This window comes from Actinoallomurus sp. NPDC052274, from assembly GCF_040679475.1.
Lineage (GTDB): Bacteria > Actinomycetota > Actinomycetes > Streptosporangiales > Streptosporangiaceae > Actinoallomurus > Actinoallomurus liliacearum.
Genome location: NZ_JBFAUT010000082.1, coordinates 1 through 22,083 on the forward strand (window position 1 = coordinate 1; position 22,083 = coordinate 22,083).

A 22,083-nucleotide genomic window follows, 5' to 3' on the forward strand; every position below is an offset into this window, starting at 1 on the left:
CGGGACCCCGGCTGGACGAAAGTCGTTCTGCATCCGAACGGGCAGCCGCGCTGAGCCGCCCGCCATGTCATCGACCGCCCGGCCAAGGCCGGCGGAGGGGTCGGTTGGTATGCCGTGAAGCAAATGGCGAACACGGACCGAATAACACGTAGTGGCACTGCGAAACAGGATGCGGTAGCGCGTCGAGTAGGGAATTCTCGCAGAGCTGTGGACTTTTAATCCGCAGCTTCGAAGACGCAGGTCACGGGTCGAGGTCAATCTGAGCATATCGAAAGTTGCAGGTCACGGCTAGTGTTGAAGGTGTGCGCCGAGTGTGTCAGGGGAGGATTTTCGACCGTTGTTCAAGATCGGTGACCTGGGCAGATTGTAGGCAGTTCATCGGTGTAGGCATGGTTCGCGTGTTCGTGCATCTGCGTCCCCCTCGCTGGGGCCGTCGGGAGGCTGTTGCGGCGCTACCGGGCCCGTGTGATCGCCGAAGTGCCTGCGGGCGGGTAGTGACCGCCTGGGTCGGCTCAAGAGCGTCCCTGGTCCTGTGCCTTGCGGAAGCGGCTTGGTCGGGAGGGGAGTGCTCGGCCGATGAGCGGTGATGGGGCCGGCCGCCTGCCGGCGTCGGACGGCGTAGATGTGATCCGAATCAGGTTCGTCGGCGGTTGGCCGGCGATCGAACCCCAAGCGGTTTGGTGGTGCCCGTAGGCGGATTTACCAAGATCGCGGCACGCGAGCACATATGGAGCACACGTGGTCGCCGAACCGCCCCAAAACAGACACTGGGCGCTCCCGGTGGAACCGAGAACGCCCAGGTCAGGACGGGTGCGCCGCCAGGGACTTGAACCCCGAACCCGCGGATTAAGAGTCCGCTGCTCTGCCAATTGAGCTAGCGGCGCTTGCGACGTCCGTAACTCTAGCAGCCCCCTTGCCCTAGTTGCGAATCGAATGATCCACCGCTCGTAAGACCAGGTCAGCGGGGTCGGCGGCCGGCCCGCCAGAGGGTGATCGCGGCCGCGCGCGAGCCGACTCTCAGCTTGGCGTAGATGCGGTTCACGTGGTTCTTCACCGTCTTCTCGCTGAGGAACAGCTCCCGGGCGATCTCGCCGTTGGAGCGGCCGCCGGCGATCAGGTCCATGACCTCGGCCTCGCGGGTGGACAGGTCGAGGTCGGCGCGGCCGGCGTCGCGGAAGACCTGGAGGAGTTCGCGGGCGGTGAACCGGTCGGGGGTGAGGTGGCCGATGGCGCCCTCGCGGAGGGCCGCCGACGCGGCGGTGGGCTCGTTGCACACGACGAAGACGCGCGCTCTGCGACTCAGAGGGGCCGCGTGGGCGGCGAACTCCGGCCCGAGGATCACCAGGTCGGGTCTGAGGCGCTCAGCGGCCTCCAGGGCCTCTCCGGGCGCGGTGGGCTCACCGGGCTCGTTGACCACATCGAGCTCGTCGCTGTCCCGCAGCAGCGAGATCAGGGCGGGGTCGCCGTCGACGACCAGGACACGTAGCGGCAGCGGACCGTCGGAACTCATCCTGCCTCCGGGGGACGCGGTCACGCGGGGGCGTGAGCCGGGCGGTGTCGGAAGGGAGACGAAGGTCGTGGGGCACCGGAAAAGGCCGACGGCCCCGGCGCGTGCGCGCCGGGGCCGTCATCATGGGGTGAGTGAGGGGACTTGAACCCCCGACACCCAGGACCACAACCTGGTGCTCTGCCAACTGAGCTACACCCACCATGTCCGCACGAGGCGGCTTGATGAAGTGTAGCGGTTCTCGGGACCTCATCGGTCACCGATATTCGTCGCGATGGCGCGGGCCGTCTCGGAGTCCGGTCCCGGCTGGGGGACGAAGACGGCCTCGCGGTAGTAGCAGAGTTCGGTGATGCTCTCGGTGATGTCGGCGAGGGCGCGGTGACCGCCCTTCTTCTCGGGGCTGGCGAAGTACGCCCGGGGGTACCAGCGGCGGGCCAGCTCCTTGATCGACGACACATCGATCATGCGGTAGTGCAGGTGGGCGTCCAGGGCGGGCATGTCGCGGGCGAGGAAGGACCGGTCGGTCGCGATCGAGTTGCCGCACAAGGGGGCCTTCTTCACCCCGGGAACGTGGGTGCGGACGTACTCGAGGACGCGGTTCTCCGCCTCGGCCAGGGTGATCCCGCCGGGCAGCACGTCGAGCAGTCCGGAGGTCGTGTGCATGTCGCGCACGACCTTCGACATCTGCGCGACGGCCTCCTGGGGTGGCTTGATCACCAGGTCGATGCCCGCGTCGAGGATGTTGAGCTCACTGTCGGTCACCAGGGCGGCGATCTCGATCAGCGCGTCGCGCCGCAGGTCGAGCCCGGTCATTTCACAGTCGATCCAGACCAGCCGGTCGTTCATGACCTTCACCATAAGTCCTGTCAGGATACTTTGAGTGAGGTCAGCAGCAGATCCAGGTCTCCCTGGTGCTTGTGGCTGTCGGGAATCGAGACGTAGAACTCCGCCGGCGCCTGGCCGTTCCCACGGTCGACGATCATGATCGCGGCCGTCTCCGAGCGGAAGTTCCAGCCCTGCGACTTGGCCTGGGGGAAGGTGAGCCGCACCTTCAGGAGCCAGCCTTCGTGCCCGCCGACGGACTGGGCCGCGGAGGACAGGTCCTGGCGGGTGTGCGCGGGGTAGGCCGACGGCTCCAGCGTCACGAACAGGGCCTTGGCCTTCGCCTCCAGCGAGGCGGAGGTGGTGTCGGTGCTCACGCCGCTGTAGGCGCTGGCGACGTACGGCTGGCCGTTCTGGAAGTTCGCCATGACGGCGGCCGTCTCACCCTCGTCGAAGCCGAGCTTGCCGATGACGCTGGTCGCGGTGACGGTCTCGGCGCGCCATCCTCCGCCGAGCCGGGGGTAGGAGATCCCCGCTTGGGAATCGGTGAGGGTCGCGACGACCGGGGAGCGGCCGCTCTTGTCGTTCCCACCGCCGAAGACGTTCGTGGCGAACAGGATCGCCACGACCGTGATGATGATCACAACGGCGGCGCCACCGCCGATCAGAAGGGGGAGCCGGTTGCGGCTCTCCGCGGCCGATGGGCCGGGCGGCGGCCACGCCGACGGAACCGCCTGCCCGGGGCCTGTTCCCGGCCAGGCCGGAGCGGCTCCAGGACCGGTCTCCGACCAGGCCGGAGCGGCTCCAGGGCCCGCCTCCGGCCATGCCGCCGGGGCTCCCTGGCCCGTCTCTCCCCAGGTCCGGGCGGTGCCATCCCATGCCTGCGTCGCCGGTCCGCCGGCGCCGAGATCGCCCCACGCGCGCGTCGCCGGCGGACCGGCGGCGCCGGGATCGGCGTCCTCCTGCGGAGCGGGTCCGCCCGTACCGGGCGGGGGCCCGGCCGACGACGCGTCGTCCCAGGACGGCTGGGGGTCGCCGCCGAGGGGATGGGTGTTCTGGGTCCACTGGTAGCCGTCCCACCAGCGCAGAAGTCCCGGATCGCCGAAGGGATCGCGGTACCAGCCCGCAGGAGTCATGGGGTCAGGGTAAGTGGCTCATATCACTATTCGGAATACCTGATTCCCGGCCGTAGCCGAAGGTCGGGGACCGGCTCGCCGAGGGTCTCCCGCACGGGAAGCACGCCCGCCCAGACGTCCAGCGCGTAGTCCTCCTCCTCGTCGATGGGCGGCGCCTGGCGGATCTTCACCGACGCCTCGTCGAGCGGCAGGGCGAGGACCGCGGTGGCGGCGAGTTCCTTGCGGGTGGGGTGCCGGGCGACGTCCCAGCGGCCGGGGGTCATGTTCTCGACCACGGCGCGCAGCCCGGTGAGCTTCTCCTCCGGGTCGGTGACGTGCCGGGGGCAACCGTAGATCACGGCGCTGCGGTAGTTGACGGAGTGGTTGAAGAGCGAGCGGGCCAGGACGAGGCCGTCCACGTGGGTGACCGTGACGCAGATCTCATCGTCCGCGCGGAGGCTGACGGCGCCCGTCGAGCCGTGGAGGTAGAGGGTGTCCCCGTCGCGGCCGTACCCGGTCGGCAGGACCCGGGGGGATCCGTCGATGATCACACCGAGGTGGCAGATGCGGCCGGCGTCCAGGACGTCGTACAGCGCCTGCCGGTCGGTGGCGGCGCGGTCGGCGTGGCGGCGGACGCGCGTGCGCTCGGTGGCGGAGAGCGCCGGTACGCGGGGAGATGCCTCGAGCGGCGGCGGAGTCGTCATGGCCACGACGGTAGGGTCGAAGTGGCCTGACGGGTATGGCCACTTCTCAGCGGGAAACGGGAACCACTTTGTCGCGGGACCACTTCGACCTGCCCCTCGTCGTCGATCGCGACGCCGGGACGCCCCTCAGTGTCCAGCTCGGCGGGCAGTTGCGCGCGGCGCTGAGCGAAGGGCGGTTGAAGGCCGGCGAGCGCCTTCCCTCGAGCCGGGCGCTGGCGTCCGCGCTCGGCGTCAGCCGTACCGTCGTCAGCGAGGCGTTCGAGCAACTGTACGCCGAGGGCTGGATCGAGGGCCGGCACGGATCGGGCACGTACGTCGCCGACATCGCCCCGCCGAGCGGCGGGCTCCTGCGCGCGGCCCGGCCGGTGGCGGCGGACCCGGCGCCGGCCGGCGAGGCCGCGATCGACCTGCGACCGGGCGTTCCCTGGGTGCACGGACTGGACACGCCCGCGTGGCGGCGCGCCTGGCGGCTCGCGGCGACCGTGACCCCGGCGGGCCGGCCCGACCCGCGCGGCCTGCCCGGCCTGCGCGCCGCGCTCGTCGACTACCTGCGGCGCAGCCGCGGCGTCACGTGCCCGGTGGACCGGGTCCTGGTCACGAGGGGCGCGACGCATGGCCTGGACCTGCTCGGCGCGGTGGTCCTGCGGCCCGGCGACCGGGTGGGCGTCGAGGAGCCGGGCTACACCAAGGCCCGCGCGACGCTGGCGGCGCGCGGGGCGGAGGTGGTGCCGTGCCCGGTGGACGCGTCGGGGCTGATCGTCGACGCGCTGCCCGACGGGCTCCGCATCGTCTACACGACCCCCTCGCACCAGTACCCGCTCGGCGGCCGACTGCCGGTGCCGCGCCGTCAGACGCTGCTGGCGTGGGCGCGGCGCAACGGCACGCTGATCGCCGAGGACGACTACGACAGCGAGTTCCGGTACGACGTGGCGCCGCTGCCCGCGCTGTACGGGCTGGACCCGGAGGTGACGGTCTACCTCGGCACCACCTCGAAGACGCTGGCGCCCGACGTCGGCGTCGGCTGGCTGGTGGCGCGCCCGGACCTCGTCGCGGCCATCACGGACCTGCGGGAGAGCGTCAACGACCGTACGGCGGTGGTGCCCCAGGAGGCCGTGCGCATCCTCCTCGAACGCGGCGACCTCGACCGGCACGTACGGCGGATGCGGACGGAGTACGCGCGGCGGCGGGCCGCCGTCGTGGCGGCGCTCGGCGAGTTCCCGCTGCTGGGGGACACCGCCGGGCTGCACATCGTCGTCGCGTTGCCGCCGGACGCGGCGGCATGGGTCGTCGAGCGCGCGGCGGAACACGGCGTCCTGCTCGCCACGCTGGACCGGCGGTTCGGCGGCCCGCCGTCCGTGCACGGCCTCGAGATCGGTTACGGCTCCGCCACGGAGGCCCAGGTCAAGAGCGGCTGTTCGCTGGTGCGTGCGCTGGTCCGGGAGGCTCTATCCGGTCCGGCGCGTGCAGCCGCCGGCTGAGCAGCGCGTCGGGGTCGGCCGGGGCGGTCTCCTCACCGGGTGCCACCCGAGGCCGGGGGATTCCCACGGGCGCGTCCGGGCCGGTGATCTTCTGAGTGTCGATCCGGCCGGGATCCGAGGAGACCGACCCGGGTACCTGGGACGCGCCGTAGTGTCCGCCGCGCGCCCAGGGCCGGCGTCCGCGGACGGCGTCGTACGCCTCCGGCCGGGACAGCGGCGGGCCGGCGGGCCACCGGCGGGGCACGTGCCAGCCGTCGAGCCAGCCGACGATCCGCTCCAGGCCGTTCAGGGGACCGGTCGTGAACGGCTCGCGGGCGAACCCGACGACGACGATCTGGAAGCAGGCCCGGCCCTCGCGGCCCACCTCGTCGGGAAGGAGTTTCGCGGCCCGCGTGGCGGGCACCATCTGCACGATCTCGCCGGTCCAGGGGTTCCAAACGAGGTGGGCGCTGCGTCCTTCCTGCTCCAGACGCTGGGCGACCGAGCGTGCGGAGATCCGGCGTGGGTCGGTTTCACTGGTGTGCCAGACCGCACGAGGCGCGCCGCCCTTGGGCGATCCACCGTCATGCGCGGTATGCAGGCGTCCGGCGCCAGGCAGCCATGCGTCGGCCACGGTCTGTTTCCTTCCATCGGGTCGGATTCTTGCCCGGATGGTGTTGCGATGGGCTGGGAGCTTCGTCCCATTCAGGGAGCGTTTCGGGGGAACGGTCACCTTTCTAGTTCCTGATACCCCAACGGGTCGATTGCCTACCCCTGGTGACTCTTCGCTACGCGCCCCGGCCGGATCCGGCCGGGGCGGGGGCGATTGGCGCCGCTCTACCGAGTCGCGTTCTAATAGGCGCTGAGCGGCGCGCGACCGGCCGGAACGAGCGCCACGGACCGAAGTGGAGGGGCTCATGACCGAGCGCAGCGAGGGCACCGACAGCACGGCCCCTCTGGTCACTTCTCCGACGAAGGAGGCTTCATGACCGAGCGCAGCGAGGGCATGGGCAACACAGTCCCTCCGGTCACTTCTCCGACGAAGGAGGCTTCATGACCGAGGTGGCCGATGTTCCCGGGATCGACGTCCCCCGGCTGTCGTCCTGGCTGACGGACAACCTGGCCGGTGGCGACGTCCCGGTCACGGGCATCGACCTGCTCGCCGGCGGCCGGTCCAACCTGACCTACCTGCTGCGGCTCGGCGACCGGCGCGTCGTGCTGCGCCGCCCGCCCCTCGGCCATGTGCTGCCCACCGCCCACGACATGCGCCGGGAGCACACCGTGCTGTCCGCGCTGGCCGGCAGCGACGTCCCGGTGCCCACCCCGCTGGCGCTGTGCCTGGACGAGGACGTCATCGGCGCGCCCTTCTACGTGATGGAGCACGTCGAGGGCAGGGTGCTGCGCACCGCCGAGGATGCCGCGGACGTCACGCCCGAGCAGGCCCGCGCCCTGAGCGAGCGTCTGGCGGACGCGTTCGCCGCCATCCACCTGCTCGACGTCGACAAGGCCGGGCTCGCCGGGTTCGGCCGTCCCCAGGGGTACATGACCCGTCAGCTCGCCCGCTGGCGCAAGCAGTGGGACGCCTCCTTCTCCGCGGACCCCACCGCCGGGGATGACGTCCGCGTGTCGTACGAAAGGCTCGTCGAGCGGCTCGCCGCGCGCCTGCCGGGCGACGGGATCACCGGCCTCGTCCACGGCGACTTCCGCCTCGACAACGCGCTCGTACGGCTGGCGCCCGAGCCCGAGATCGCCGCGGTCGTCGACTGGGAGATGTCCACCCTCGGTGACCCGCTGTCCGACCTCGGGCTGACGCTGGTGTACTGGACCGACCCCGGCGACGACGAGCGCGAGGCGATCCCGGTCGGCTCGACGGTCACGACCGCGCCCGGTTTCCTGTCGAGCCGGGAGTTCGCCGACCGCTACGCCTCGACCACCGGATACGACCTGACCGACCTGGACTTCTACGTGGCGTTCGGCTGCTTCAAGCTGGCCGTGGTGCTGGAGGGCATCCACGTCAGGTACCTGCAGAAGGCGACGGTGGGCGAGGGCTTCGACCAGATCGGCGAGTCCGTGCCGATCCTCCTCGACCGCGCCCACCGCACCCTCGACGAGGGCTGAGTCACCGCTCCGGACCGCGCCGGCGCACACGGCTCACCGGGCCGACGGCGCGTCCGGCCACGATCCCGGCCTCTCGCCGCGTCCAGACCGCCGCGTCCAGACCGCCGCGTCCAGACCGCCGGGTCCGGATCGCCGCGTCCAGACCGCCGGGCGCGGCCGCCGGGGCCGGGGCCGGGGCCGGCCGGGTGCCGGGTCGGGATCTCGCCGGCCGCCTCGCCGGGCGAAGCCGACCGGGCGTCCGAGCAGGGATCTCAGGAGTCTCGCCGGTCGACTCCCGGGCCGGGGCTACGGCTCGGGGGTCTCGCCGACGCGCAGCCGCTCGGCGAGTCCGGCCAGCAGCGTGAGCGTCGCCCGATGCAGTCCCGGGCCGAACGTCACCCGGCGCACCCCCAGCTCGCCGAGCCGGGCGAGAGAGGGCATGCCGGGCCGGTACAGCACGTTGAGCGGCGCGGGGATCCGGTCGGCGAGCTTCGCGATCGTCTCCTCGTCGGAGACCATGATGACGAAGACGCCGTCGGCTCCCGCGTCGAGGTAGGCGAGGGCGCGGCCGACGGCCTCCTCCAGGCGTTCGGCGTCCGACGCGCCGGGCAGCACGCCGTCGGCGTACGCGTCGACCCGGGCGTTGATGAACAGGTCGCGGTCGGCGTCCCGCAGCGCGGCGATCCGCTCGGCCTGCGCGGTCACGTCGGCGAGGGCGTGGCCCGCGCCCGGTGCGCCGTGCACGGTGTCCTCGAGGTTGCAGCCCGCGGCGCCGGCGTCGCGCAACCGGGTGGCCAGCTCGGCCGGCGGCAGTCCGTACCCGGCCTCGGCGTCGACCGAGACCGGGACGTCGACACTGCGGGTCACGCGACCGGCCGCGGCGAACATCTCCTCATGCGGCGCCCCCTCCCCGTCGCCGTACCCGAGGCTCGCGGACACCGCGTGGCTCGCGGTCGCGATCGCGGGGAACCCGGCGTCCACGAGCACGCGGGCGCTGGCGGCGTCCCAGGCGTTCGGCAGGATCAGGGGCAGGCCCCGGTCGTCCGGGCGCTCCTCGTGCAGGGCGCGCAGCAGCGCCTTCTTGGCAGGCAGGTCCATGGGTCCGACCGTACGGGCCCGGCCGCGCCGCCGGTATGGCCACTCGGCGGCGATGGCCGGGGACCACCCGGCGGCTCAGTAGTAGCAGTGCCAGGTGACGGAGGCGACGTCGCCGGAGGAGAAGTACACCGAGCCCTCCCGGCCGCGCCGGCACCCGCCGTAGTGACTGACCGTGAGGTACGTGCGCTTGCCCGCGGCGAGGGTGCCGCTGCCGCCCGTGCTGACGTTGCCGCTGGTACCCGTGACGGACCAGGTGACCGAGCCGTTCTGCGCGTACAGGCCGATCTCGCACTGGTCCCCGTCTCCCATGTCGCACCCGGAGACGACGAGCCTGCCCGGCTGCGGCTGGGAGGGGGACGTCGTGTGCTGCGACGGGTGGGCGGGGGGCCGGGAATGGCGGGTCGGCACGGCGGTCCTGCCGTGCGTGGGCTTCGCCGGGGTCGGCGTCGGGGTCGGCGTGGGCGTGGGCGTCGGTGTGCTCGTCTTGGCGGTCGGCGAGGAGCCCGCGGAGTGCGAGGTCATCGGGCCGTCGTCCGTCGGGGAGCCACCCGGAGCCGCCGCGGCGGCGTGGCCGTCGGTGGGCTGCTCGCCGTTCGAGCCGCCCGACCCGGGCGACACGAGCAGGAAGCCGCAGAGGACAAGGACCGCGCAGGCCGCCGCGGCGGCGACGACCCACACGGGCGAGGCCTTGCGTCGTTTCGCGGGCGGCGGTTCGGCGGCGGCCGGCGGCGGCGGGGCGAAGCGCATCGCGATGGTCGCCCGAGCCTGGGCGTGTTCCGGGGAGAACGCCGTGGCCAGGACGCGCCCGCGCAGGTTCGTGGGGAGGACGGCGACGGGCATGGCCCGCAGCAGCACGTCCACCGCGACCTCGCCGTTCACGCGCAGGGCGCAGATCGGGCAGCCGTCGATGTGCCCGGCCAGCGCCGTGCACCGCTCCGCGTCGAGCGGCTCGCCCGGTGGTCCCGCCAGGGCCGGAACGCTCGGGCAGTCGTCCCGGCCGGTCGCCGCGACGACGACCGCGGCGAGCGCCTCGTCGACGTCGGCCCGCGCCTGCTCGACCAGCGCGGACGCCTCTTGCGGCGTCGTTCCCAGCACCTCGGACAGCTCGTGCGGGTCCAGTTCGTGCCGTACGGCCAGGTCGAGGGCCTCGCGTTGCTGAGGGCCCTGCACGTGGAGCGCGCCGCGCAGGAACCCGAGGGTCGCCGCGTCCAGGCCGTTGGCGACGTCGGTCTCCGGCGCCGGCCGGCGCTCGGCCGGGAGCTCGCCGTGCGCGAGGCGGCGCAGGCAGTCGGCGCGCGTCGTGGCGTACAGCCAGCCCCGGAACAGCCGGGGGTCGGGGAGCGCGCCGATGCGCTCCCGGACCGCGATGAGCGAGTCGTGCACGGCCTCCGCGGCCGCGTCCTCGTCGCGCAGCAGGACGTGGCAGTAGTCGAAGAGCTGGTCCGCGTACGCGGAGTAGAGCTGCGCGATGGCGTTGGTGTCCCCGGCGTCGAGTGCCCGTGCCAGCCGCTGGTCCTCGGCCCTGTCGATCGTCGGCCACCCGGCCACGTGCCCCTCCCCGCTGGTCGGTTCGTCCCCCAGTGCCCAGAAGACCCAGGCGTAACTTCAGTTCCCGAATACTGCCACTAACGCGGGCCTTATGACCGCCTTCTGCCACGAAAGTGCTCATACTGACTACGCTTCGCCGCCGGTTCCGGTGCGGGAGCTCCCGCCGATCGTGACCGAAACCGGGTTCGGGACGGCGCGGACCGTCCGGGGCGATGCGGGTCTGTTCTGGGAGGTACCGGGGCCTTTTTTGGGGGGTGCGGGACCGTCCGAGGGGTGCGGGGCCGGCGGGTGTCAGCAGTTCCAGTGCACGTCGGCCGACGAGCCCGAGGCGAACTTCACCGCGCCCTTGTCCTCGAAGACGCAGAAGTCCTTGTAGTCGCGGGCGACCGGCACGTAGGCCGACTGTCCCGCGTCGAGGTCGCCGGCGCCGCTGGCGCTGATCCCACCCTGGGTACCGGCGACGGCCCAGTGCACCGGTCCGCCCTCGGCGGTCACCTTCACCTCGCAGTGGCCGGTGTACCGCATGTCGCAGCCGGCCACGGCCAGAGTCCCGGAGGCCGGAGGCCGCGCGGAGGACGTCGTCGGGACGGGGGTGGTGCGTTCGGGGTGGCCGGCGGTCCGCAGTGGCTTCGGCGTCCTGCTCTTCTTCGGGGTGGGCGTCGGGGTCGGGGTCGGCGACTTGTCGGACCTGCTCGGTGACGGGCCGACCGGGGACGACGCGGACGGATCGTCGCTGGGCGAGCCGCTGGGCGGCGCGGCGGCGGCCTGGTCGCCGGAGTTCGCGTCGCCGCCCGAGCCGGTCAGCACGAGGAGGATCCCGCCGAAGATCAGGACGCCGCAGGCGACCGCTCCCAGCGCCACCCACATCCCGGCCCTCCTGCTCGGCCGGTCCTCATCGGGCTCGTGACGCGGCGCCGACCGGGGCTCGTCGAAGCGCGCCGCGATCGTCGCCCGCAGGTCCGCGTACTCGGGCGTCACGGTGCCGAGCACGCGCGCCCGCAGGTCGGCCGGCACGGCCGCGATCGGCATCGTGTGCAGCAGCCGGGCGGTCGCCACCTTGCGGTTCGCGCGCAGCCCGCAGATCGGGCAGCTCCCGATGTGGCGGGCGAGCCGGCCGCAGGTCTCGGCGTCCAGCGGCCGGCCCGCCGGGCCGGCCAGGCCGGGCACGCTCGGGCAGTCGTCCCGCCCGGTCGCCGCGACGACCACGGCGGCGAAGGCGTCGTCCAGGTCGTTCCGGGCCTGTTCGACGAGCGTCACCACCTCCTGCGGCGTCGCGCTCAGCACCCCGGCGAGCTCGTCGGTGTCGAGCTCGTGCCGTAGCGCCAGGTCGAGCAGCTCGCGCTGGGCGCTGCTCAGCACCATCAGCGCGGCATGGACCAGCCGGCGGGTCGACTCGTCGGTCTCCACCGGGCCTTCGGCCTCCCGCGCCTTGCGCCGGTCCTCGGGGATCCCGGTCTCGGCGCGGCGGCGCAGGCACTCGGCACGCGTCACGGCGTACAGCCAGCCCCGGAACAGCCCGGGGTACGACAGCGCCGAGATCCGTTCCTGGACGATGATCAAAGAGTCGTGCAGACCCTGGGCGGCCAGCTCCTGGTCGCGGAGCAGCACATGGCAGTAGTCGTACAGCCGTGGCGCGTACGCGTCGTAGATCCCCGCCATCGCGGTCGGGTCGCCCGCCTGGAGAGCTTGTGCCAGCCGTTGGTCATCAGCCCTGTCGTTGGTCGGCCACCCGGCCACAGATCCTCCCGCTGCTCGCCTGCCAGAGAAGACACAGACGCCCCACTGGCGTCTTCGGTTCACGCATCCTGCCATCGATCATCCGGGGAGAGGCCGGTTTGGTGGCAAAAGCGGCAAAGCAGGCAACAGTGAGTAATCGGTTTCCGTGACGTGCGAGAGATCTTGACGCTGAGTGATCGGTCTCGTCAGGACCTCAGGTCCGGGAAGTCCTCCTCCCGGAACTCGCCGGCGCGTCGGTCCGCGCCCTCCAGCCCCCGCAGCTCGACCCGGCGGATCTTCCCGGAGATCGTCTTCGGCAGCTCGCCGAACTCCAGCCGGCGCACCCGCTTGTACGGGGCGAGCCGCTGCCGACAGTGGGCGAGGATCGAGCGCGCGGTCTCGGCCGTCGCCTCGTGACCGGCCGCCAGCGAGACGTACGCCTTCGGCACGGCGAGCCGCACCGGGTCGGCGGCGGGCACCACGGCGGCCTCGGCGACCGCGTCGTGCTCCAGCAGCACGCTCTCCAGCTCGAACGGCGAGATCTTGTAGTCCGACGCCTTGAAGACGTCGTCGGTGCGCCCCACGAACGTGACGTAGCCGTCGGCGTCCACGGAGGCCACGTCACCGGTGTGGTAGTAACCCCCGTCCATCGCCTCGTCGGTCCGCCCGGTGTCGTCGCGGTACCCGGCCATCAGCGCGACCGGACGCTCGGACAGGTCGATGCACACCTCGCCCTCGTCGGCGGGCCGTCCGCTCACCGGGTCGATGAGCGCGATCCGGTACCCCGGCAGCGGGCGGCCCATCGACCCGGGCTTCAGCGGCTGCCCCGGGGAGTTGCCGATCTGGGCCGTGGTCTCGGTCTGGCCGTAGCCGTCGCGCACGGTGAGACCCCACTGTTCGCGGACCTGGTCGATGATCTCCGGGTTGAGCGGCTCGCCCGCCGCGACGGTGATGCGCAGGTTCAGCCGCCAGGACCGCAGGTCCTCCTGGATCAGCATCCGCCACACCGTCGGCGGCGCGCAGAACGTCGTCACCTCACACCGCCGCATGACCTCCAGCAGCGCGGGCGCGCTGAACCGCGCGTAGTTCAGGACCAGCACGCACGCGCCGGCGTTCCACGGCGCGAAGACGTTGCTCCACGCGTGCTTGGCCCAGCCGGGCGAGGAGACGTTCAGGTGCACGTCACCGGGGCGCAGGCCGATCCAGTACATCGTCGACAGGTGCCCGACGGGGTACGACGCGTACGTGTGCTCGACGAGCTTCGGGCGGGCGGTCGTCCCGGAGGTGAAGTACAGCAGGAGCGTGTCGCCGGCGTGCGTCGTCGTCCCGGTCCCGTCGTACGGCTCGTGTCCGTAGGCGTCGCCGTACGACAGCCAGCCGTCCGCCGTGCCCACGCAGATCCTCGTCAGCTCGCCCGCCAGACCGGCGAACTTGGCCGTGTCGGCCGCCCCGGTCACGACGTGCGAGACGCCGCCCCGGGCGACCCGGTCGCGCAGGTCGTCGGGGGTCAGCAGGGTGGTCGCGGGGACGACCACGGCGCCGAGCTTCATCGCCGCCAGCATCGTCTCCCACAGTTCGACCTGGTTCCCGAGCATGAGCAGGATCCGGTCGCCCCGCCGTACGCCATTGGCCCGCAGCCAGCCCGCCACCCGGCCGGACCGGTCCGCGAGCTCGGCGAACGTCAGTTTCAGCTCCGAGCCGTCCTCTTCGACGATCCACAGGGCGGGACGGTCGGGGGTCTCCGCGGCGAGTACGCCGTCGAACCAGTCCAGCGCCCAGTTGAACCCGGCGACCTCGGGCCAGCGGAACTCACGGTAGGCGGTCTCGTAGTCTTCGGCGTTCGCCAGCAGAAAGTCGCGGGCGGCTCGGAATGCGGCCACGTCAGGAGTCATGTGGCGCATCCTGGCACTCCAGCCGTCCGTCGCGTAAGGACCCGATCACTCCCAGATCGGATTTTCCCTCCGACGTGCGCGTCAGCAGGTCCAGGACAGCGTGACCGCGCCGTTCGGGGTGAAGGTGACGCCCGACTGCTCGACCGGAGTGTCGGCCGCGCAGGCGGTGGCCGTGTCGGCCGTGGCGGCGAGCGTCACCGACCGCCCCGCCGCGAGCGTGCCGCGGGTCGGGCCGCCGATCGTGACGTACTTGCCGGGGCTCGCCGTCCAGCCGACGCTGCCGCCCTCGGCGGTCAGCGTCACGGTCTGCGTCGGGCCCGAGCCCCCGGCCACCACGAGCGTGCCGGGTACGGGCCTCGGCGAGCTCGTTCTCCGGGTGTGCGTCGGCCTGGGCGCCGGCCTCCGCGTGGTCGCCGTCGGCGTCGGGGTGGGCGTCCTGCTCGTACGGGTCGGTGTCGGGGTGGGTGTCGTACCGCTCGGCGTGGGATCGGGTGAGCCCGAGTCGCCGGGGCCGTCGGCCGACGGGCTGTCGGAGGGGGAGGCGCCCGTGTCGGCGGCGACCGGGCGGCGGGAGTCCCCCGACGGGTGCTGGGCGGACGAGCCGCCCGTGACGAGGAAGACGGCTCCGGCGACGAGGAGGACGCACGCGGCCGCGCCCACGGCCGGCCACAGCCGGGGAACGCCCCGCCGGTCGTCGTCGCGGGCCGGCCGGACGTGGTCCAGGCTGGTCGGCCAGCCCCAGGCGTCGAACGGCTCCGCGCGCTGCGCGACGCGCGACCGGGCCTCGGGCAGGTCGGGGGCGGTCGCCAGCGTCAGGACCGCGTCGCGCAGCCCCGGAGGGAGCGCGGCCACCGGCATGATCTGCAGGAGCCGGGTCGTCGAGACCTTGCGCTTGCGGCGGTCCCGGCAGGTCGGGCAGGAGGCGATGTGTCGGATGAGCTTGCGGGACACCTCGGGCGGCAGCGGCCACTCGTGCTCGTCCACCAGCGCCGCGACGCTCGGGCAGTCGCCCCGCCCCGTACGTGCGATGATCGCGGCGGCGAGGGCGTTGTCGAGCTCGTCGCGGGACTCGGCCGTCAGCTCGAGGGCCTCCTGGGAGGAGATCCCCAGGACGCCGGCCAGCTCCTCGGCGGCCAGCTCGTGGCGGACGGTGAGGTCCACGGCCTCGCGGTGGCGGCCCGGCAGGCCGGCCAGCGCGCTGTGCACGAGCCGTCGGGTCTCGAGGCGGCGGTTGCGTTCCTCGGTGTCGAGGAACGCGTCGTCGGCCTCCTCGGCGGCCGGGCGCCGCTCCTCGGGCGTCTGCGGGTCGCGCAGCCGCCGCAGGCACTCGTTCCGCACGAGCGCGTAGAGCCAGCTGCGGAACCGCTCCGGCTCCCGCAGCCTGTCGATGTGCGCTTGCGCGGCGATCAGCGAGTCGCGGAGCGCCTCCGCCGCGAGATCCTCGTCACGCAGCAACGCGTGACAGTAGTCGAACAGGCGTGGCGCGTAAATGGTGTATATCTGGGCGAGCGCGCTGGTATCGCCGGTGCGCAGCTCCTGCGCCAACCGGCGGTCATCGACGCGACCGAGACTGGGCCAACCGGCCACAGCGACCTCCCGGAGGTGTGGTGTCGGACGCGCCCCCGGAGATTAGAAGGAGGCCCGACGCCCCGCTCCCGTCGGGCCTCCGTAAAAGAGACGCCGCGTGGGTGACGTTGGTTCACCGGATTCTCCAGAGAATCTGGATTTTTTTCGCCCGGCTCGGCGCTCCAGCGCGCCGAGCCGGGTTTTCGCAGGTCAGTGACACTCCGGCGCGCAGATCCGGCGCGCCACCGTCTCCAGGAAGATGCGCTGGATCTCCTGCGGCTTCATCGTCTGGTACGCCGCGCCGTCGGTCTCGGCGGCGATCTTCTGCATGGAGGCCATGTCGACGTCCGGGCCGAAGCCGATGAAGATGAGCATGACCGGCGCGTTCGGGTCGTTCTCCCTCTTCAGCGTCCGCAGAAGGGTGCTCAGCGAGATGCCGTTGTTCTTGTCGTTCTTGCCGTCGGTGAACACGAGGACGGAGTTGTAGTAGCCGGGCTTGTACGTCTTCTTCATCGACCGGTACGCCGCCAGCACCGAGTCGTACAGCCCCGTGTTGCCGTCCGGCTTGGGCCGGAGGCGGCCCAGCGCGCTCAGGATGGCCTGCCGGCGCGTCCCCGATCCGAGCCGGGTGGACAGCGGGCCGATCGGCACCTCGGTCCGGTAGTCCTGGTTCCCCTTGAGGTTCGTGGAGAACGTCCACAGCCCCAGGTCGCTGTCGTCGGGCAGCAGCGCCAGACCGCCCTGCGCCACCTGCGCGGTCGCCTCCATCCGGGTGACGCCCTTGCCGACCGACTGTGCCATGGACCCGGACACGTCGAGCAGCGTCAGCATCCGCGTGCGCAGCGACAACTTCGCCCAGGCCTGCACGACGCCGGTGACGTCGCTGGAACCCGGCGTCGGAAGCGCCCGGGGGATCCGGGGGCTCAGCCCGCTCGCGGACGCGAACCCGGTGCCGGCCCTCCCGTCCGGGGTACGGAACCCGAGGGCGCGCACCGCGGCGTGCGCCTGCTCGGTGCTCATCGCCTTCTCCAGCACCTGCGCCGCGCGGACCTTCGTGTCGTCGTCCGTGGTCAGGGTGTAGGGATGGTCGAGGCTGAGCATGCCCTCGTTCGGGTAGATGGCGCTGGCCGGCGTGCTGGGCCTGCCCTGGTTGTACTTCCAGACCGCCTGCTCCGGGACGATCACGACGGGTGCCCGGCCGTGCAGGTTGCGGTGGAAGGTGGCGAACAGCGCCTGCGTGTTGGGGGAGAGGCTGTTCTGCACCTTCCGCGCCATCTGGGTGAAGATCGCGTTGGCGTTCGGGTCGCCCTGCAGCAGCATCCGGGTCATGACGACCGCGCCGAGCCCGCCGGCGTTGCGCGTCGGGTCGAGGATCTGCAGGTGGACCGAGTTCGCCGGGAGCATGTCGTTCTTGCTGACCGCGCCGGCGGCGAGGGCGTCGGTGGCCTTGAGCAGCATGTCCCAGGTGGGCCGGACGCCCTGACCGCTGATCTTGTTGGCGAAGCCCCGGGTGGTCGCCACGACGAGCGGGGTCTCGGCCACGCTCGTCGGCGTGCTGTTCACGCTGGACGCGCCCTTGGGCGAGCTGCGCACGAGCGTGACCCACAGCGATGAGTCCGGGATCCACACGTCCGGCGTCACGTCCCCCGGCACCGTGCCCTGACCGGACAGGATCGTGGTGGTGCCCGCCGGGTCGGCGGCCTTCACCACCGCCTTCACGCACTTGCCGTCGACGGAGTGCCGTTCCCGGTTGAACGAGTTGGTGATGTCGCTGACGGCCGGGGCGATGTCGGGTGCCGCAACGACCTTGAGGCTGATCGGGGTGCCGCCGCACTTGCTGCTGTCGGCGAGCGCGTAGACCCCCGCGCCGAGCAGGATCGCCAGGCCGATCGCGCCGGCGAGCGGGCCGATCAGCGCGCCGATCGTACGCCGGCGCTGGACGCGGCGGCGTCCCGTGCCGGGAGCGGAAGGCTGCGGCCGGCCGTCGTCGGATCCGCCCGCCCCCGCGTCGCCCCGGCCCGGACCTCCGTACCCGGACCCTCCGGATCCCGTGCCTCCGTAGCCCGCTCCGCCGGATCCAGTACCACCGGATCCAGTACCACCGGAGCCGGCCCCGCCGGGGCCGCTCCCGCCGGGGCCGCTCCCGCCCGGACCGCGGTCCTGCCCGGCCCCGTAGCCGGACCCGGTGCCGCCGTAACCGGGACCGGTGCCGTACGCCGAGCCGTCGTTGTACCCCGAGCCGCCACCGTACGCCGAGCCGTCGCTGTAACCAGAGCCGCCGCCGGAGCCGGCCAGGCCGCCGCCCTGCCTGCCGAAGAACCCGCCGCCCGGGACGTAAGAGGAGGAGTCGTACGAGCCGGTGCCGTAGCGGTCGCGCTCACCCGATCCGGGGTTGGAACCGGAAGCGGCGCCGTAGCGGTCCCGCCCACCGGCTCCGGAGCCGGTGGTGTTCCGGTTCTGCTCGCCATGACCGGAGTACGCGCCGGGCGCGGCGCCGTAGCGGCCGCGCTCGCCGCTACCGGCGTAGGAACCGGGGCCGCCCGGGCCGCCGCCGGCAGGGTAGGAGCCGGGGGCGCCGATGCCGTACCCGCCGGTCGTGTCGTACTGCGAATCGCCCGGCGCGGAGGAGCGCGGCGCGAAGGGACTCTGGCCGGCATCGGGTGTCCGGTCCCCCGGGGGGCGGCCGTCTCCCGACGGTCGATAGGGCTGGCCGTCGCCGGGCGTGTCACCCGGGGGCGGGTCGTTGCGACGACGTCGGCTCACAGCTGTCCCATCTCGCGGCCGGCAGGGATGAGTGTTAGAGCGGAACTGTAGCGGTCTTCGCAATTGGTAACAAAGATGATCATTTCGCGCGATGTCGCAGGTCATCGCCAGTAAAGATCATTTAGATACTCGCCAGTATCACCCTCCGGTGGCCGGGTCCGGCCGACGGGCGGTTGCGCGCCGTCGCCTCACCCAGGTGAAGACGGCCGCCGGCGACCGCCGCCATCTGTCCGTCGCGCCGATCCGCGGCGGGCGGCGCGTGTTCCGCCGGTCGCCGTACTCGCCCGCCACTGACCGCTCCTGTCAATGCGCCGGTCAACTCACCGGCCCGCCCCCGCCCGCTCCGTCGAGGCCCCTTACGGCCCGGTCCATCGCGCCGATTCCGCCGCCGCGCCGCACCGACGAGTCCGGCGCGCCACGAGGCCGACCAGGACGACATGGCCGGGCCGATCCGTTCGGTGAGCTCGCCGCCGCCGGCCGTCCGCCGCCGGCTGCCCGCGGCCGGCTGCCGGCTGCCCGCGGCCAGCTGTCCGCCGACCGCCGACCGCCGACCGCGGCCGGCTGTCCGCTGCCCGCCGACCGGCGCCCGCTGCCCGCTGCCCGCCGTCCGGCGCCCGCCGACCGCCGACCGGCGACCGGCGAACAGCGCATCGCGCTCGCCCTGGCGGGGCTGCGTCCGGGCACCACTCTGCGCCCCGGATCTCCGTCGCGCTGACCACCGAAATCCTCGGCAGAACGCCACTGGGCGGTGCGGCCCTCGACGTCCGTGCCGCGCGTCGTCGTTCCGCGTCCAGCGCGATCGGGCAAAGTGGAGGAGAACGGTACGGGTACGGGGGAGGCACACGGATGACTGACTCGCTCACGGCATCGGTGACCGACCCCCCACGGATGCGCCGCCGGAGATGGGCGATCGTCGCGCGAGTCCTTGTCGGGTGCTTCGCGTTGTGGGCCCTCGCACGTCTCTTCGGCGCCGACCGCATCGGTCCCCTCGCACCACTGCTCATCCCGGCGATGGCCGCCGTGCCGTACGCCTTCGCCGCGATGGTGCTCCCGCTCGTCGTGGCCGCCGTCGTCCGGGACCGGGTGGCGTTCGTCGCGGCGGTGGCCGTCACCGCGCTGTTCGCCGGAATCGTGCTGCCGCGCGCGGTCGCCGCGGACACCCCGCGCGCGAGCGGGCCCGAGCTGCGGATCCTCACCTCGAACCTGCGGTTCGGTGAGGCGGGCGACGCCGGCCTCGTCGATCTGGCCCGGCGCACGCGCGCCGACGTCCTCAGCGTCGAGGAGTTCACGCCGGAGGCGGCCGCTCGTCTCGACGCGGCGGGGATCGGGCGCCTCTTCCCGTACCGGATCCTCGACCCGAAGCCCGGCGCCGCGGGCATCGGGCTGTACGCCCGGTACCCGCTCACGCCCACGCCCGTCCGGGGGACGATGTCCGCGATGCCCAGCGCGACCCTCGCCGTGCCCGGCACCGCACCCGTGCGCATGACGGCCGTGCACCCGCCGGCCCCGCTCGGGTCGGACATCAAGACCTGGACGCACGACCTCGCACGGGTGCCCCACGCGACCCCCGGCGGCCAGGTCGGGATCCTTGCCGGAGACTTCAACGCCACGCTCGACCACGCGCGGCTGCGGAAGGTCATCCACAGCGGGTACGTCGACGCCGCAGACGCCAGAGGACAGGGCCTGGTGCCGACGTTCCGGCCGTGGCCGCCCATCACCATCGACCACGTGCTGGCCGACCGACGCTGCGCGGTGCTGCGGGTCAAGATCTATGGGCGGTCGCGCAGCGACCACCGGGCACTGTTCGCCGTCCTGCGGCTGCCCTGACCGGCCGGCGCCGGGCGACCCGCCCCGCGCCGTTCCGGTGGAGGGCGCCCGCGATACTGAGGCCATGGCCCGCCTGATCCCCGTCACCGACCCCGCCGACCCGCGGCTCGCCGACTACACGCGGCTGCGCGACGTGAACCTGCGCAAGAGCCTGGAGGTCGAGCACGGCCTGTTCATGGCCGAGGGGGAGAAGGTCATCCGGCGGGCCGTCGCCACCGGCTACCCGGTGCGGTCCCTGCTGATGGCCCGGCGCTGGGTGGAGCCGCTGTCCGACGTGGTCGGCGACGCCCCCGTCTATGTCGCCGACGACGAAGTGGTCGAGGCGGTCACCGGGTTCGCGGTGCATCGCGGCGCCCTGGCCTCGATGGAACGTTTGCCCCTGCCCTCGGTCGCCGCCGTCCTGGCCGGCGCCCCGCCCGCCGGCCGGCACAACGACAACACCGATCAAGAGAAGCACGGCCAAGACGACGACGGCTGCCAGGACGACGACGGCTGCCAGGTCGACGGCGGCGGCCAGGACAGCGACGGTCAGGACGGCGGGCGTGTCCGGGCGGTCGGAGGTGCCTCCGGCGGGGTGTCGGAGGTCGGCGGTGTCGGGACCGCCGGGGTCGTCGGCGGTGGTGGTCGGGAGGGCGGGCGTGTCCGGCCGGTCGGAGGCGCCTCCGATGGGGTGTCGGAGGTCGGCGGCGAGGGGGGCTACGCCGGTCGCGGCGGACGAGGGCGGCCGCGCCGGATCCTCGTGCTGGAGGACCTGGTCGACCACGGGAACGTCGGGGCCATCTTCCGCTGTGCGGCGGCGCTCGGCGTCGACGCCGTCATCCTGTCCCCGCGGTGCGCCGACCCGCTGTACCGGCGGTCGGTGAAGGTGTCGATGGGCGCGGTGTTCGCCATCCCGTACGCCCGGATGACGGACTGGCACGACGGCCTCGCCGAGCTGCGCGACGCCGGCTTCACGCTGCTCGCCCTCACCCCGGACCAGTCGGCCGTCCCGCTGCAGAAGGCGCCGATGGGGGAGCGGGCCGCCCTGCTGCTCGGCACGGAGGGCGACGGGCTGTCCTCCCGCTGGCTGCGGGAGGCCGACCATCCGGTCTGCATCCCGATGAGCGCCGGCGCGATGGACCTGGGCGTCGACTCCCTGAACGTCGTGGCCGCCACGGCGATCGCCTGCCACGAGCTCATGCGCGGATGACCGCTAGTGCGGTGGTCCCGGTAAAGATGCCTGGCGTTCGCTGCTGCTAGAGGTCAGTGAACGCCAGGGATCATGACACCGCGGGCGTCGAGCCGTCGGGGCGGGCGAAACGCTCGGTGAAGGCCTTGAAACGGCTGGTGGTTCGGCGCGTGACGTCCGGGATCGTCCGGCGGTTCGCCCGCTCATCACCGAGCGTTTCGCCCGGGCGGGATGGACGCGGGGCCGTCAGCCCGAGACCTCGCGGCGGTCCTTGCGCACGCCGATCCGGTCGATCTCCCGCTCGGCCCACTCGGCCCAGTCCCGCTGGGTGGCGGCGAAGCGCAGCCCCCATTCGAGGGCGAGCAGGCCGTAGACCGACAGCGGATCATCGCCCTGCGCCACGAACTCCCGCAGCTCGGCGAGGGCCCGGTGCCGCTGGTCCGCGACCTCCGCCCGACTGTGGAGGTAGGACCAGGCCTCGTCGGGGTCGAGCACGCCGAGGAAGAAGACGCGCAGGAGCATGTCGCTCCGGTTCACCTGCGTCGGCTCGACCTCGGTCATCCAGTGGTGCAGCTCGGCCCGGCCGGCATCGGTGATCGCGTACTCCTTGCGACCGCGCGGGCCCTCGGCGGCGACGGCGACGAAACCGGCGTCGGCGAGCCGGCCGAGCTCGGCGTAGAGCTGGCTCTGGGTGGCCGGCCACACGTTGGCGAGCGAGATCTCGAAGATTTTCAGCAGGTCGTATCCGCTGGCGGGGCCCGAGGACAGCAGGCCGAGTACGGCGTGACGGAGACTCATGTCTC

Annotated in this window: 15 protein-coding genes, 2 tRNA genes and 2 pseudogenes; 5 read left to right on the top strand and 14 right to left on the bottom strand. The window is 72.7% G+C overall.

What is annotated here, in order from left to right:
* Positions 1–811: 811 nt before the first annotated feature.
* The 6 genes from AB0K82_RS40395 to AB0K82_RS40420 form a co-directional block, all read right to left on the bottom strand.
* Positions 812–884 (bottom strand) — tRNA-Lys (locus tag AB0K82_RS40395).
* A gap of 74 nt (positions 885–958) precedes the next feature.
* Positions 959–1,510 carry a response regulator transcription factor gene (locus AB0K82_RS40400; protein ID WP_364407749.1) on the bottom strand — a complete coding sequence of 184 codons (552 nt, stop codon included), beginning with the start codon at positions 1,508–1,510 and terminating at the stop codon, positions 959–961.
* A gap of 123 nt (positions 1,511–1,633) precedes the next feature.
* A tRNA-His gene (locus AB0K82_RS40405) sits at positions 1,634–1,709 on the bottom strand.
* A gap of 47 nt (positions 1,710–1,756) precedes the next feature.
* Positions 1,757–2,353, bottom strand: a complete 597-nt coding sequence (orn, locus tag AB0K82_RS40410; RefSeq protein WP_364407751.1) for an oligoribonuclease — start codon at positions 2,351–2,353, stop codon at positions 1,757–1,759.
* Between the two features lie 20 nt (positions 2,354–2,373).
* Positions 2,374–3,465: a DUF2510 domain-containing protein gene (locus AB0K82_RS40415; RefSeq protein WP_364407754.1), complete on the bottom strand. Its 1,092-nt coding sequence runs from the start codon at positions 3,463–3,465 to the stop codon at positions 2,374–2,376.
* 26 nt (positions 3,466–3,491) lie between these two features.
* Entirely contained in the window at positions 3,492–4,148 is a 657-nt protein-coding gene (locus tag AB0K82_RS40420) for a pyridoxamine 5'-phosphate oxidase family protein (protein ID WP_364407757.1), read from the bottom strand.
* Between the two features lie 35 nt (positions 4,149–4,183).
* On the opposite strand from AB0K82_RS40420, the gene AB0K82_RS40425 reads away from it, so the two are divergent.
* On the top strand, positions 4,184–5,626 hold the full coding sequence (locus tag AB0K82_RS40425; RefSeq protein ID WP_364407760.1) for a PLP-dependent aminotransferase family protein: 1,443 nt from the start codon (positions 4,184–4,186) through the stop codon (positions 5,624–5,626).
* On the opposite strand, the gene AB0K82_RS40430 is transcribed toward AB0K82_RS40425, so the two are convergent.
* Positions 5,550–6,239, bottom strand: coding sequence for a hypothetical protein (locus AB0K82_RS40430; protein WP_364407763.1), 690 nt, complete (start codon positions 6,237–6,239; stop codon positions 5,550–5,552). The genes AB0K82_RS40425 and AB0K82_RS40430 overlap by 77 nt on opposite strands.
* Positions 6,240–6,658: 419 nt before the next feature.
* On the opposite strand from AB0K82_RS40430, the gene AB0K82_RS40435 reads away from it, so the two are divergent.
* On the top strand, positions 6,659–7,723 hold the full coding sequence (locus tag AB0K82_RS40435) for a phosphotransferase family protein (protein WP_364407766.1): 1,065 nt from the start codon (positions 6,659–6,661) through the stop codon (positions 7,721–7,723).
* Between the two features lie 285 nt (positions 7,724–8,008).
* On the opposite strand, the gene AB0K82_RS40440 is transcribed toward AB0K82_RS40435, so the two are convergent.
* The 6 genes from AB0K82_RS40440 to AB0K82_RS40465 form a co-directional block, all read right to left on the bottom strand.
* Positions 8,009–8,800: an isocitrate lyase/phosphoenolpyruvate mutase family protein gene (locus AB0K82_RS40440; RefSeq protein WP_364407769.1), complete on the bottom strand. Its 792-nt coding sequence runs from the start codon at positions 8,798–8,800 to the stop codon at positions 8,009–8,011.
* 75 nt (positions 8,801–8,875) lie between these two features.
* A complete protein-coding gene (locus AB0K82_RS40445) occupies positions 8,876–10,348 on the bottom strand; it encodes a sigma-70 family RNA polymerase sigma factor (RefSeq protein ID WP_364407772.1) in 1,473 nt (490 codons plus the stop codon).
* A gap of 291 nt (positions 10,349–10,639) precedes the next feature.
* Positions 10,640–12,085, bottom strand: a complete 1,446-nt coding sequence (locus tag AB0K82_RS40450) for a sigma-70 family RNA polymerase sigma factor (protein ID WP_364407775.1) — start codon at positions 12,083–12,085, stop codon at positions 10,640–10,642.
* Between the two features lie 185 nt (positions 12,086–12,270).
* Entirely contained in the window at positions 12,271–13,965 is a 1,695-nt protein-coding gene (locus tag AB0K82_RS40455; protein WP_364407778.1) for an AMP-binding protein, read from the bottom strand.
* A 72-nt stretch (positions 13,966–14,037) separates the two neighbouring features.
* Positions 14,038–15,501 (bottom strand): sigma-70 family RNA polymerase sigma factor, encoded by a 1,464-nt coding sequence (locus tag AB0K82_RS40460; protein WP_364407780.1) that lies wholly within the window; start codon positions 15,499–15,501, stop codon positions 14,038–14,040.
* Positions 15,502–15,732: 231 nt separating this feature from the next.
* On the bottom strand, positions 15,733–18,285 hold the full coding sequence (locus tag AB0K82_RS40465) for a substrate-binding and VWA domain-containing protein (RefSeq protein ID WP_364407783.1): 2,553 nt from the start codon (positions 18,283–18,285) through the stop codon (positions 15,733–15,735).
* Between the two features lie 846 nt (positions 18,286–19,131).
* On the opposite strand from AB0K82_RS40465, the gene AB0K82_RS40470 reads away from it, so the two are divergent.
* The 3 genes and pseudogenes from AB0K82_RS40470 to AB0K82_RS40480 form a co-directional block, all read left to right on the top strand.
* The gene (locus AB0K82_RS40470; RefSeq protein WP_364407786.1) at positions 19,132–20,112 is read left to right on the top strand and encodes an endonuclease/exonuclease/phosphatase family protein; all 981 of its coding nucleotides are present in this window, start codon (positions 19,132–19,134) and stop codon (positions 20,110–20,112) included.
* A gap of 64 nt (positions 20,113–20,176) precedes the next feature.
* Positions 20,177–20,524 (top strand): annotated as a pseudogene (locus AB0K82_RS40475) (rRNA methyltransferase); the annotation flags it as partial.
* A 318-nt stretch (positions 20,525–20,842) separates the two neighbouring features.
* Positions 20,843–21,301: pseudogene (locus AB0K82_RS40480) on the top strand (RNA methyltransferase); the annotation flags it as partial.
* Positions 21,302–21,526: 225 nt separating this feature from the next.
* On the opposite strand, the gene AB0K82_RS40485 reads toward AB0K82_RS40480, so the two are convergent.
* Positions 21,527–22,078 carry a PadR family transcriptional regulator gene (locus AB0K82_RS40485; RefSeq protein ID WP_364407789.1) on the bottom strand — a complete coding sequence of 184 codons (552 nt, stop codon included), beginning with the start codon at positions 22,076–22,078 and terminating at the stop codon, positions 21,527–21,529.
* Positions 22,079–22,083 lie beyond the last annotated feature (5 nt).

Coding starts and splice junctions, on each gene's coding strand:
- AB0K82_RS40440 (WP_364407769.1), bottom strand. CDS start 8,800: ATGGACCTGCCTGCCAAGAAGGCGCTGCTGCGCGCCCTGCACGAGGAG.
- AB0K82_RS40435 (WP_364407766.1), top strand. CDS start 6,659: ATGACCGAGGTGGCCGATGTTCCCGGGATCGACGTCCCCCGGCTGTCG.
- AB0K82_RS40485 (WP_364407789.1), bottom strand. CDS start 22,078: ATGAGTCTCCGTCACGCCGTACTCGGCCTGCTGTCCTCGGGCCCCGCC.
- AB0K82_RS40455 (WP_364407778.1), bottom strand. CDS start 13,965: ATGCGCCACATGACTCCTGACGTGGCCGCATTCCGAGCCGCCCGCGAC.
- AB0K82_RS40420 (WP_364407757.1), bottom strand. CDS start 4,148: ATGACGACTCCGCCGCCGCTCGAGGCATCTCCCCGCGTACCGGCGCTC.
- AB0K82_RS40425 (WP_364407760.1), top strand. CDS start 4,184: ATGGCCACTTCTCAGCGGGAAACGGGAACCACTTTGTCGCGGGACCAC.
- AB0K82_RS40470 (WP_364407786.1), top strand. CDS start 19,132: ATGACTGACTCGCTCACGGCATCGGTGACCGACCCCCCACGGATGCGC.
- orn (WP_364407751.1), bottom strand. CDS start 2,353: ATGAACGACCGGCTGGTCTGGATCGACTGTGAAATGACCGGGCTCGAC.
- AB0K82_RS40400 (WP_364407749.1), bottom strand. CDS start 1,510: ATGAGTTCCGACGGTCCGCTGCCGCTACGTGTCCTGGTCGTCGACGGC.
- AB0K82_RS40415 (WP_364407754.1), bottom strand. CDS start 3,465: ATGACTCCTGCGGGCTGGTACCGCGATCCCTTCGGCGATCCGGGACTT.